This window comes from Desulfotruncus arcticus DSM 17038 (genome assembly GCF_900113335.1).
In the GTDB taxonomy this organism is placed as follows: Bacteria; Bacillota; Desulfotomaculia; order Desulfotomaculales; family Desulfallaceae; genus Desulfotruncus; species Desulfotruncus arcticus.
Map to the genome: position 1 here is coordinate 1 of NZ_FOOX01000036.1, position 12349 is coordinate 12349.

Annotated in this window: 10 protein-coding genes; 8 read left to right on the forward strand and 2 right to left on the reverse strand. The window is 35.5% G+C overall.

Annotation, left to right across the window (positions count from 1 at the left end; genetic code table 11):
• Window positions 1–974: 974 nt before the first annotated feature.
• The gene (locus BM056_RS25000) at window positions 975–2357 is read left to right on the forward strand and encodes a HEPN domain-containing protein (protein ID WP_092476139.1); all 1383 of its coding nucleotides are present in this window, start codon (window positions 975–977) and stop codon (window positions 2355–2357) included.
• 243 nt (window positions 2358–2600) lie between these two features.
• On the opposite strand, the gene BM056_RS25005 is transcribed toward BM056_RS25000, so the two are convergent.
• Window positions 2601–3560 (reverse strand): MerR family transcriptional regulator, encoded by a 960-nt coding sequence (locus tag BM056_RS25005; protein ID WP_092476142.1) that lies wholly within the window; start codon window positions 3558–3560, stop codon window positions 2601–2603.
• Window positions 3561–3880: 320 nt separating this feature from the next.
• Between BM056_RS25005 and BM056_RS25010 the strand changes: the two genes are divergently transcribed.
• From BM056_RS25010 to BM056_RS25025, 5 genes are all read left to right on the forward strand, one after another.
• Entirely contained in the window at window positions 3881–4228 is a 348-nt protein-coding gene (locus BM056_RS25010) for a hypothetical protein (RefSeq protein ID WP_092476144.1), read from the forward strand.
• Between the two features lie 67 nt (window positions 4229–4295).
• Window positions 4296–4739 (forward strand): helix-turn-helix domain-containing protein, encoded by a 444-nt coding sequence (locus tag BM056_RS25015; RefSeq protein ID WP_092476147.1) that lies wholly within the window; start codon window positions 4296–4298, stop codon window positions 4737–4739.
• A gap of 107 nt (window positions 4740–4846) precedes the next feature.
• Window positions 4847–5371, forward strand: a complete 525-nt coding sequence (locus tag BM056_RS25020) for a hypothetical protein (RefSeq protein ID WP_092476149.1) — start codon at window positions 4847–4849, stop codon at window positions 5369–5371.
• Window positions 5372–5627: 256 nt separating this feature from the next.
• Window positions 5628–5750: a hypothetical protein gene (locus BM056_RS27465; protein ID WP_274377593.1), complete on the forward strand. Its 123-nt coding sequence runs from the start codon at window positions 5628–5630 to the stop codon at window positions 5748–5750.
• Entirely contained in the window at window positions 5747–9652 is a 3906-nt protein-coding gene (locus tag BM056_RS25025) for a hypothetical protein (protein WP_092476152.1), read from the forward strand. The genes BM056_RS27465 and BM056_RS25025 overlap by 4 nt, the downstream gene beginning before the upstream one ends.
• Before the next feature lie 35 nt (window positions 9653–9687).
• Here the strand turns inward: BM056_RS25025 and BM056_RS25030 are convergent, their stop codons facing one another.
• The gene (locus BM056_RS25030; protein WP_092476155.1) at window positions 9688–9873 is read right to left on the reverse strand and encodes a helix-turn-helix domain-containing protein; all 186 of its coding nucleotides are present in this window, start codon (window positions 9871–9873) and stop codon (window positions 9688–9690) included.
• A 361-nt stretch (window positions 9874–10234) separates the two neighbouring features.
• Here BM056_RS25030 and BM056_RS25035 point away from each other — a divergent pair, with 361 nt between their 5' ends.
• Both BM056_RS25035 and cas1 read left to right on the forward strand, forming a co-directional pair.
• Window positions 10235–10507, forward strand: a complete 273-nt coding sequence (locus BM056_RS25035; RefSeq protein ID WP_092476159.1) for a hypothetical protein — start codon at window positions 10235–10237, stop codon at window positions 10505–10507.
• Window positions 10508–10576: 69 nt separating this feature from the next.
• On the forward strand, window positions 10577–12061 hold the full coding sequence (gene cas1, locus BM056_RS25040; protein WP_092476162.1) for a CRISPR-associated endonuclease Cas1: 1485 nt from the start codon (window positions 10577–10579) through the stop codon (window positions 12059–12061).
• Window positions 12062–12349: the final 288 nt, after the last annotated feature.

The following is a 12349-nucleotide window of genomic DNA, read 5'->3' on the forward strand; positions in this document are numbered from 1 at the left end:
CAAAGAAATTTACATTCCACGATGGTTAGATTAAATGCACGCCTTGACCAACTACTGGGGTTACTTAACCGGACCCCCCTCAAATCACGCCCCCCGAACACATTTTCCTGCATACACCTTGACACACCCCACAACCACACAACCACACCCCTAAAATTTGTCAGTAAAAAATTCCACATCCATCCATTATGCTAGTAATAGTATAAATAGAACGAATCACATTATTACTATACAAAGCAAATTCAGCATTACCTCACATAACCATAAAATTACATATACCCCCCAAAATTACCCCACCGGCGTACTTCCAAACAATCCCATGGTAAACCATTTCAATTCGTACCATCCGGCCCCGGCATCAGCCTGGGTAACGACCAGTACCATCCGGCCCGGTGTCATCAGCCTGGGTAACAGGCAACCACGGCAATACTTTAATGGATGCTTTACCTCGTTAAAGCATTACCAGGTTATCATATTACAACATAACAACCCGCCGCCATTATCCTTTCCTGGTATTATTCTACCTGGGAAAAAACTACCCTCCAGAATGGCCTACAAGGCTAAGAAAAAATGTTCCCCCTATGATTCCCTTACCTATTCTTTTGGCAGCTGCCACAGGGGGAATGTGGCAGGTCATTATAAATACTAGATTTAAAGCTATGACAGCAAGATCAACTAGCCAAGGCCATACCATCAGGCAGGCCAACCAGCCTAAGCAGATATTAAATTCTATACAACCCTTGCAACCGGCCTGTTAACCATAACCTATACCATGTTACCAAACATTTCTATTTTTTTTGTTAAAATATAAAGGGTTTTGTTGATAGGTGTGGTAATTATAATTAATTCTTAATTTGAGACTAATCAACTGAGTAATATGGGAATTTAAAATAAATTACAATAGCTTATTTAACAAGAGAATATAGTTTTTTTTCTGCAGACTATTTAGGTTGATAGCGAAAAGAGGGATTATAATGAGCAAAAAGTTGGAATATTTGCTTGTGAAGAAGAAAGATGATTTTTGTAATACAATAGAACAATTTCAAAATTTTTTACTTACTAATAAAAGACTATCCATTGCAGAGGATATTTTAACCATTGATAATCACCAAATAAAGTATAACTTAATTGAACAAGATATTGAGAAAACAAAAGAATTGTCATTTCACTTAAGTTTCGAATCTTTAAGCGAATCTGAGGATAAAGAAATTGAAGCTTTAGAGACCGCAGATAAATTTATACGAAGAATTATTGACACATATTCAAACCTTTTTTATATAAATACAATATGGGATGACGTATCTACATATTATGGAATAAAGGCTTATCCGAAAATTAATAGTATTGAAAACAAAATGAGAAAAATAATTTATATTTTCATGATTCGCAATTCAGGAAGTAAATGGGTAGAAAGAAACATACCTAGAGATGTAAAGGAATCCATAAAAAAAACACAAGAAAAGAATAATATCCATAATATGTTAGAAGATTGTCTTTACTGTGCTGATTTTATTCAATTAGGATATTTTTTCTTTGAAAAATATCCTATAAATAGAGATTGGCGTTCATTGATAATGGAACTAAAGAAAGCAAAACAATTAGATAATGATAGTATTGATAAAATGATAGAAAAATACGTTTCCACATCAAATTGGGAGAGATATTTTGCAGGAGAAATTCAAGTAGACGAATTGTTAGATAAATGGCAAATATTATATGAGTTTAGGAATAAAGTTGCACATAATAAAAAAATACAAAAAAAAGATTTCACAGATGCAATTAAAATACTAGACGAATTAGAAGGAGCATTTGATAAATGTTTAGAAAGAATAAATCAAATAGAAGTACCTGAAAATGGACAAAACGCAATAGAGGAAATTGCTGAAGAGTCTATTGAAAAAAATCTAATTAGTAGTGTTGGATATGCTACTATAGGTATTTCACCAGCTTACCTAGAAAACATGAACCAGCTTGCAAAAGTAGCAGCTAGTATTAAGCAACCTTACCTCAATGGAGTAAGCCCGCTTGCAGAAGCAATAACAAGATTTACACCGGCTTACAATGAGAATATAAACCAGCTTTCAAAAATAGCAGCTAGTATTAAGCAACCTTACCTCAATGGAGTAAGCCCGCTTGCAGAAGCAATAACAAGATTTACACCAGCTTACAATGAGAATATAAACCAGCTTTCAAAGATAGCAGCTAGAATTAAACAACCTTACCTCAATAGAATAAGCCAGCTTGCAGAAAAGAAAACAAGATTTACACCAGTTAGTGATTTAATACCAGATTCAATTAAAAAATTAACTACAGATAATATAAATTTAGACGACAATAAAAAAGATACATATAAATAGTTGAAAAAAGAAAAACAAAACACTGCTATGAATGACTTAAACAACAGATGTTTATTAAGATTTTTGTATAATTCCCCAATAATATGCCACCCTGCAAAGTTGTATCCATAAAAATGAAACTCCCCGTTTGACCGGGGATTTCCCTTTTTTATCTTTTTAAATGTGATAGAAAAACTTTTTAAAATTCATTCTAGCATTTTATATGAACAACCATCAATAGGAGATATTTTAAAAAAACCAGAATTATTTAAAACCTGGTTTTTTTAAATTTTTCTTTGCTACTCTGCAGCTATTCCTATTAATTGTTATACGTTTTTCTGTTAGATTATTAACCATATTAGGCCATTTATCCATTTCTTTTTCATATATACCTCTTGACCTTGAACTTTTTATAGTAACTTTTGTAAAGTTAAACATTAGCAATAAAACCACAGCCATAATTTTTAAATTAGTGGGTTTATTAAACCATTTTAAAAGTTTTTCTTCATTAATACCTAAAGTAACCTGCATACCTATAAATAACCAACAAAATTTTTGATATAAATTAAAATCTCTTGTTTTGAAAGAATTAATTATTTTAGTAGCATCTTTGCCAGAAGGCATATTGATAAAAACTGATTGAAAAATGTCTTCAATGTCATCATACAGGAAATCATCTAATTCAATATTTTTTTCTTCGGCAACATCTAAAATATCATCCGCAACATTTTCAAAAACTTCACTTGGTGTTTTTTCTGCCTCAATTCTAGCCTTTTTCTTATTCATTTGCCCAGTGAATCTATTTAAAAATATTTTTTTAAATGAATCAGGCATAGAAAAAATTTTTTCCTCTGTATCCCAATCAGATTCTTTTACCGGGGTAGGTTTTTTAGCCTCTTTTAACATATCTTTAATTGCATTTTTAATAAATATTTTAACATTTTCTTGAATACCTATATCATTATAACCAAAGACAGCAAACATTATAAAACCTAGCCCAGGCAACCCCACCCCCGGAGCTTTTGTAATTTTAGTCACCGGATAGTTTTTTAAGACCAACAATCTATTTAATGTTTCTTCTGAATAATAAGCAATTATTCCATTTTGTTTACCAGTGTTTTCATATCGAAAAGGTCCGGGTAATAAACCAGCGGAACCCCAATTTCTAATTTCCCGTTCACTAAAGCCACTTTCCCGAACTAATTCTATCCTAGTATATTCCATAGTTACCCAACCACCTTTACCAATGTTTTTCTTTATTTTAACATTAACTCCACCTTATGTCCAACATTTACATAAGACAGTGAAAAATATTTATTTTATACCTGAAACCCTTGGGAGAGTAAACCTACCCGGTTTTTATAACATAAGTTGGAGTTAAAAAAACCCTGGAGACCTTGGTAGAGTAGGCTTTCCGGGATTTTCTTACATAAGTTTGAGTAAATGCAGTAATATCAAGGCTTTAGACCCTTTTTGCCCGTCAAGGTTATATAGTTGACAAAAAAGAGGTTATGTTAAAGTAGGCTTAATTGGAGGTGTAAACCATGACCAAAACAGAGTTGGAACAACGTAAGGCCGCACGGGAAGCACGAAGGACAGCCTGTGAGGCTGAAACTAAACGTAAACAAGAAGAATTAATGTTAGTCTACGGGGGCTTAGGCTTACGTGGTAGAAAGCAGAAAACATTGACGTTTACGTGTCCTTACTGCGGGATCATGCTTATTGACTTGCGGGATAACCCTTCCCAATTCAGACGTAACATACAAAATCACATTGGAAGTAAGCACATGAACCACTTGTTAAAACAGGATTTAGGAAGTTTGCATATTGAGATTCATAGTCTGCTGAACCAAAGGGATTACTGGGATAACCAGGATAGAAGGGAGGTTTAAATGCGGTAACTTTTAAAAACAACACGGATTTCTAAACGGTCAATAAAACATTAAAGGAGGAATAACAATGGGGAAAACCCAAATTTGTCCAATCTGTAAAAAACCATATGAATATATTGAATTTGATCCTAAAAAAGATATTTGCAATTTATTTACAGAACAGGAACGTAGGAACGGAACAGTTGTCAGACTGCCAAAATGCATGCATTACACTGTTAAAGAAGCATCAAGAACCCTTTTTCTGAGTGAAGCCACAATAAGAAATTACTGCCAGCAAGGAAGGATTGAGCTTGCGGTAAAAATCGGTAAGAAATGGTACATTCGGTATGACCTGATTCTCAAACGTTCTGAGGATTTTCAACCAGAGGCTGAAGATGGGTATTTTCCGAATGATGGTTATTTTGATGGTGAGGACCAAAAAGCTGGACGTGACTTTTGGAGCAACAATTCCATAAGTAACAGGGAATTTGCTGAAATGAATGAGTACCTTTTTACGGCTTATGAGCAGTAAGAAGTATTTATATGGATAATGCTTGTCCCTTAATTGATTGGTTACCCCCGGGTTGTCTGGTTGCTATAACCAGGGGGTAATCCTTAAAATTGAAAGTTGGTGATTAAATGGCCAGGAAAAGAAATCCATTGAGTTTAGACATTGTTATGGAGTTAACCAAAGCATCCTTGGCAAGGGATAAGGATATCCCTCGTTTTAGTAAGAAACATGCAACTATTACTGATTATTTGAAAAGTCCTGAATTTAAAAACGCCAAACCTGCTTACCAACAAAGAGTTTTAAAACAAGCTTTAGAACACCCAAAATGGACATTGGCGGAGGCCAGGGGGCACAGTAAACCCACTGGTAACAGATGGCAGGTATCGAATGACCAAGGGTTATTATCTGATCCGGTGGTTTGGAAAAACAGAAAAGAGGAATCTTATTATGCCAGTTATTTAAATGATTTAAAAGCTGTCATGGCAGGGAATTTAGAATACACCGAATTCAATAATAAATGGAAAGGAAAAACCTTTACAGATATTAAGGGAAATAAACACCAGGCCATAACTGAAAAGGATACAATAATTCGATTAGCAGATTTCAATGAGTTACCAACTGGCCCGGATGTTTACCTAAAGAAAGGAGCTTAATAATTATGTCCAGCACGTCCGAAAAAAGGCGTAAACAAAAAAGAATTAATGAATTAGGAACCCTGGTTACCAGGTGTGAAATTTGCCAAGCAAATGATTTACCTGCATTAACAAAAATAACCTTATAGAAGAACACCATATCCCCGGACATCACAAAGGGGAAACAATAATAGTATGCCGGAACTGCCACGCAAATTTAACCGCAAAACAGACAGATTGGCCTAAAGAATTATTTAGTGATGAACGGAATGAAGTTATGAAGGCTGTAGCTTTCTTTATGGGACTGGGTGCAATACTGGCTTTATTGGCTGGTCTATGCGGGAAACATGCCAAAGATATATATAATTTTGCCGTAGGACAGGGGGTTACTTTAACATGAGCATAAGAAAAATTCCTGTTGCTGTACGGGCACATACTGAAACCATTGAAAAAATAGAAAAACCCAAATTCCCCCATAAACCCGATTTACGTATACCTTACGGAAAAAGAATATTAGTATTAGACACGGAAACCACCACAGATATTTATATGAACCTACGTTATGGACAGGCAATCATTATTGAGGGGGAAAACATGGTCCATGAGGACGGCATCATTACAGACCATATTATTTTTTATGGGGATAATCTTACCCCTGAAGAAATAAAAATAATGGAGCTTTGGGCAAAGGATAAAAAAGGAGAGATAATGCCTGTATCTGAATTTGTTAAAAAAATATTTATCCCTGAACTTGCAGAAATAGGCACTATTTGCGTTGGGTTTAACCTTTCCTTTGACCTACCACGTTTGGCTATTGATGTAAAAACCAGAACCAGGGGTAAGTATAAGGATAAGTTTGAATTAATTTTAGACCAGAATAAATATACCCCGTCAATTTTGTTGGAACCCCTGGACAGTAAAAAGGCTTTCATTTCTTTAAACTTCCCCACCCTCCCCAAAAAACAAAAAGACCGCAAACACCAACGACAAGGGAGGCTTTTGGACCTTAGAACATTGGTATTTGCTTTGACCAATGAATCCCATTCATTAAATTCTGCCTGTCGTTTATATGGAACCAAACACAATAAAACCCAGGCTGATGAAGCAGGGTTTACTGTTATTACTAGAGAGAACCTTGATTATAACTTTAATGATGTTGTTTGCACGGCAGAACTATACCAGGCAGTAATGACAGAGTATTATAAACATCCAATAGCGGTTATTTTACCAGCAGGTAAGGCGTTTTCCCCGGCAACCATTGGTAAAGCATATTATAAGGTAATGAATATCAAACCTTTGAAGGATAAGCAACCGGATTTCCCAAAGGATATTTTAGGGTTTGCTATGGCTTCCTATTACGGAGGCCGGGCGGAAGGACATTACCGTAACCAGCCTATAAAAGTATTCCATACTGATGTTTTGAGTATGTACCCTTCTGTTTTTACCTTGCAAAACCTTTGGGCATACGTTATTGCAGAAGGATTTGACATATTGGAATCTACAGAGGAAATAAAAGATTATTTGAAAAACATATGTTTTGAGGATTTGTTTAGACAAGAAATATGGCTTTCAATTCCTGCTTTGGTGCAAATAAAGCCGGACAAAGATTTATTGCCTGTACGGGCTGCTTATGGTGAACATTATCAAATAGGTTTAAATTATCTTTCTTCTGATAAAGCAATGTGGTACACATTAGCGGATATATTAGCCTGTAAGATTCTAACCGGGAAAACACCGGAAGTAATTAGAGCCATTAGAATATTACCTCAAAGGCCACAAAAAGACCTTCAAAAGGTTAACCTGCGGGGAACAATAGAGGTGGACCCGGCAACTGATAACTTTTTCAAAAAGGTTATTGAGTTAAGAAAGGAGTTTAAAAAACAAGTTAAGGCAACAGGGGATGAATTTGATTCCCTGCAAATGTTCTTAAAGATATTGGCAAATAGCACATCATATGGCGTTTATGTTCAACTGCAAAGGGAAGAAACCGACGACAACCTGGAAATAAATATTTATGGGGTTGATTCCTTTATCCATGAGGGAAAGGACTATGAAAAGCCTGGTCCATATTATAACCCTATTATTGCTACTATGATAACCGGGGCGGCAAGGTTAGTTTTGGCCATGATACAAAAGGCCATTATTGAGGAAGGCGGCAATTATGCTTTTTGTGACACCGATTCAATGAGTATTATAGACCTTAATAATGATAAGCCTGAAGAAATAGGCCAGCGGGTAGTACAGAAATTTAAAAGCCTTAATCCTTATAATTTCCCCGGTAGCTTATTGGAGGCTGAAGATTATAATTGGGAAAGAAAAGACTGGTCCAAATTGACAGATAAGCGGAATATAAATTCCGGGCAATATTATCCTTTGTATTGCTATTGTGTTTCATCTAAAAGATATGTTCTTTATAACCTTGTGCCGGATGGTCATGGCGGGACCAACATTATAATTAGAAAACAATCCTTTCATGGTATGGGGCATTTACTACCCCCGGAAGGTATGTCTATGGATAACATGATGGCAGAGGTCTGGAAAATATTTATTTGCCAGGAGCACAGTTTTGCATTAAAGAAACCAGCCTTTTTAAAGAATGTAGCTATGGCACGACAAACAGTAAGTAAACCATCAATTTTAAATATGTTTAACCGTCAAAAAGGTTTACCCTATGAAAAACTGATAAAACCAGGAAACTTTTTTTTAATTGGTTATTCAGCTAATCAAATTTTTTCCGGCAGTGAAAGTATAAGTAAATTTTACTGCCAAAAATATCATGCTATTGCTAATAATCACTGCAATAATAAAAATGAATGTGAGTATAAAGAAAATTGTTTAGCCAATGTTCATATTATTGCAATTACACCTTATGACAGGGTAAAGCCATGGGAACAACTTACCTGGTTTGAAAAGAACACTAAAGAAATTTTGAAGGTTAAAGCCAACCAATTCAATGAAGAAAAAACCCTTTTAAAATACTGGTGTCCTAAGGATACCATTATCAAAGAAGGGGTATGCCAGGAGAAAGTAAGCTGTAATAATATTAATTGTAGTAGAGGGTCAGCTATTGAAAGAAATGCACCAGAACCCGGTGTTACTTACCTAAAAACATATAATGATTTTATTGAAAACTATAATCATCATCCAGAAACAAAATTTGATGATTCAACTGGTAAGACCTGCGGCAAAGTTACAAAAGGTTTATTATCACCCTGCTATGTGATAGCAGCCCCAGCGGAGGGTAAAAAAGCCTTACTGCATATTGGTAAAGAAACCAATACTATAGGCACTGTAGAGGATTTAGACACATTACCGGAGGAAAACATCATTGATAAGGAGATAATTCAATATGAACCAAAGCGGACAAAGAAAACATCTATTGATATTAAGCAGTGGGAACAATTAAGGGATATTCTGAAGGAAAAAGCAAGACCAAGGGAAGTATGGGCAAGTAAAATTAAGGTAACAACAAAGTATTTGCAAAAAATGTTAGCTGGGAAATATAATCCTTCCCCTGATTTATATAGTCTAATATTGGAAATATGCCAGGCTGAAGGAATAAAAATTCCTTCTGGAAAAATTGCTTTACCTGTTAAATTTGAAGAAAGCAACAAAGGCTATATATACAACTTGCAAGCCATAGCAGGAAGTTTAGGAAATACAGCTGAAGAAGGTCGGGAAATATTTAAAGACTACTGTTTTATGCTGTATGGTTTAGAATATGTGGATATATCCACCGAATATTGTAAAGGTATTATTGAAGCAAAACAGCAAAAACTACAAAAGGAACAACAGGACCACAAGGTCCAAAAAATATCATGTTTAAAGTTAATTGGTGAGAAGTTTAACCGGGATACAAGGACAATAGACCAATTCACCTTATCAATTGATGATATTTCAAAATACAGAACTAGAAAAAAATCCGGCAAAAGAAATAATAACATCCAAGTAATGCTAAAGAATGAAGCGATTTATAATGTACTTTTGAAGGACAACCCAATGGTTTTTAAATTAGGGTTATTACCGAGGCCAAACAGTATCAAAGTTAACAAGTATAATAAATTTGAACATAGCGGAATAACCTGGTATTTTTCTGAGTGGTTTAATTATGAATCCCTTCCCTGGATAAGTTGGTTAAAATTCAGGGGAAATTATAAAATTAACCTTAAAGAGTTTCAAGCAGATATTTCAAATGATAAATTCCCGGCAAGTGATTTAAATAAAGATGGCGGCGGTAAAGTATATATTAACCCGTTGACCGCCTGGAGAATATACGGAAAAAAGGATAACCAGGTTATATAAATAAACCAGGCTGAGAACCCTGGTTTATTTTTTTATTACTCTTCCCCTTTTCCATTTTCCATGCTTTCCTTAATGAATTCCTGTAAAGCTGATTCTGGTATACGCCAAACATCACCTAATTTAACTGCGTTTAACTTCCCTTCCCTGATCCACTTATATAATGTCCTCACGTTTAATTTAAGTTTATCCGACACCTCTTGCGGAGTGTAATAATTTTCCATTCTTGCAACCCCCTTCATATATGCACTATATTACCATCCATTACACTGGATTTCAATAAAACCTTGACCCTGTCTATGCTGGGTAGTATACTTTATATAACTTGGTTACACTACATTACACCTGATTACACAATACAGCCAAAACAACGAATAGGAGGGTTTCTACATGTTAAAGACTATGGGCGGATAGCCTCGGGGCAGCGAAAAATAATCATGCTATTCCCTGATGAAATAGAAGAAGATTAATTGCAGCAAAGGGAAGAAAAACCTTTCCCATGCCGAGAGGTATAGCCTTGCAAGGAAAAGGAAGATAGTTCTAATTAACTCTAATTACCGACAACCCTACCAAAGGAGGTATAAAATGGAAACTGAGCTTATCATTTGTTCCCCGGGAGAAAAAGACATTATAGACCTGTTACGGTACTATGGGGTTGACCTAGATGAAGTAATAGAAAAAACATTACCCAAACTGGGTTTGGCGAAGAACCAACCAAATAATAATTGCACGGCGGATAGTCCTAATTTAATTTGCAGTAAATGCGGTAGACCAGTAAACATAGGTTTAATAAATAATCAGGTTGATAAAAACCTTATGTTATGCAGAACTTGTCTCATTAAATCTAAGAGTAGTTAAAAGTTTATTGGGTGTAAATGAAACAGGGTTATCCCTCCTGTTTAATTTAACTTAGGAGGCTAACAACCTATGAACAAAGAAATTTTGGTTGTATCCGGGTACGGTATTGACCTCCGGGTTAATGGCGGGGGGTTAAAAATAAAACAGGGGTCAGTCTTACAAGGTAATCTACAGGAAGTATTAATTAACCGGGGTATTAATTCCATTGAACACCTGGTTATTTTGTCCCAATCCGGCAATCTGACTATTGAAGCAGTAAAATGGCTTATAAACCAAAATATTGCAGTATCTTTCCTGGACGAATACGGGAACCTGGTTACAGACTTTATGCCAGGGAACCATATTTCAGGGATAACCAAAAGAAGACAGGCCACGGCAGATAGTAATTTTAATATCAAAATATCCTCCTGGTTACTATCAGAGAAATTTAAAGGACAAAGGGAAACCTTGTGCTATCTCCGTATTTATAACCAGAAGGCTAAATGGTGGAATGAAGAACGGGAATATCGGATTGAACAAGCTCTTTCTATTTCACTAAACAGGGAGCAAAATCTAACAAATTGCTTAAATGCTGACTCTCAAAGAGTATTAGAAGCACAATCGGCGGCGGCATACTGGCATTGTTTTGAAGGTATTCCTTTACAATGGTCAAACTTTAAAAAAATTCCCGTGAACTGGCTTTGCATAGGTAACAGAACTTCCCCAAAAAGCGGTGGACCCAGGAAGGCCATAGACCCGTTAAATGCCTGTTTAAATTACCTGTATGCTATTCTGGAAACCAGGGTTAAAAATAGTTGTGTTATAAATGGGGTTGACCCTGATTTTGGTATTATTCATGCAGACCATGCAAACCGAGCTTCCCTAGTCTTTGATTTAATGGAACCAGTTAGGCCAAAAGTTGACCGATTACTTTTAGAATGGATGCTTAAAAGGAGATTTGATCCAAAGGATTTTTTTGAAACCAGAGAAGGAATATGCAAAGTTGGTAAAGCGGTAGTTTCTGATATTGTACCTTTAATCAAAGGGTTAAGTAAAGACATTACAGGGGTTATTAAGGAGTATGCCGGATTCTTTAAAAATAAGATGGTCCTGCAAAAGCCGGAGGAATTTAAAAAGAATGATAAGCAGGGATTTTCTCATAAGCACAAGGCAAAGACCGAACAAACTAAACAGTTTGTTCTAGATTTTAAGGAAAATAGGCAAAATAAGACAAGGAAAAGGCAGGTAAATGAGGAACTAAAGTCTAATAAAACTGGTGAGAACAATCTGGATTTAACCAATAGCAGCCAACGTCAATGCCCGGAATGTGGCAAGATTTTTACCCCTAACGGTAATCGGCAAAAGTTTTGCTGCACTAAACATAAGGATGTATATGCAAAAAGAGTAAGGCGAGAAAAACGGGTAGCGGAAGGCCGGTGTCCACAATGCGGCGAACCTATGCCGGAGGCCGCAAAAGGAACCTATAAGGAAAAATTAACCTATTGCCAGAAGTGTGCGGATTACTGGAAAAAGAGATATGAAGAGCCAATTGCAGAATTCAAAATTTTAAACTGACATAAAAAAGAGAATATCATACTAAAGCATAGGTTTACCAAAATTAACCTATTTATTTGAAGTAAAGATGGAATTGAACAAATTAACTCTAAAAAAGAGTAGAAATCACCCCAATTAACAGACACAAAAAAGCAAAGCAAATATTAAATCATTGCTACTAAGCTACATTTGGTAATGCTTTATCTTTAAGCTGAACAATGGTTCCAGCAAGAAACGTAATCAGACAAATCATGATATCGTTAAAAGCTTTGTCAATCCCCCGTTTAGTAAGGCGATCCATGCTTAGGT

Coding starts and splice junctions, on each gene's coding strand:
- BM056_RS25010 (WP_092476144.1), top strand. CDS start 3,881: ATGACCAAAACAGAGTTGGAACAACGTAAGGCCGCACGGGAAGCACGA.
- BM056_RS25035 (WP_092476159.1), top strand. CDS start 10,235: ATGGAAACTGAGCTTATCATTTGTTCCCCGGGAGAAAAAGACATTATA.
- BM056_RS25015 (WP_092476147.1), top strand. CDS start 4,296: ATGGGGAAAACCCAAATTTGTCCAATCTGTAAAAAACCATATGAATAT.
- BM056_RS25000 (WP_092476139.1), top strand. CDS start 975: ATGAGCAAAAAGTTGGAATATTTGCTTGTGAAGAAGAAAGATGATTTT.
- BM056_RS25030 (WP_092476155.1), bottom strand. CDS start 9,873: ATGGAAAATTATTACACTCCGCAAGAGGTGTCGGATAAACTTAAATTA.
- BM056_RS27465 (WP_274377593.1), top strand. CDS start 5,628: ATGAAGGCTGTAGCTTTCTTTATGGGACTGGGTGCAATACTGGCTTTA.
- BM056_RS25025 (WP_092476152.1), top strand. CDS start 5,747: ATGAGCATAAGAAAAATTCCTGTTGCTGTACGGGCACATACTGAAACC.
- cas1 (WP_092476162.1), top strand. CDS start 10,577: ATGAACAAAGAAATTTTGGTTGTATCCGGGTACGGTATTGACCTCCGG.
- BM056_RS25020 (WP_092476149.1), top strand. CDS start 4,847: ATGGCCAGGAAAAGAAATCCATTGAGTTTAGACATTGTTATGGAGTTA.
- BM056_RS25005 (WP_092476142.1), bottom strand. CDS start 3,560: ATGGAATATACTAGGATAGAATTAGTTCGGGAAAGTGGCTTTAGTGAA.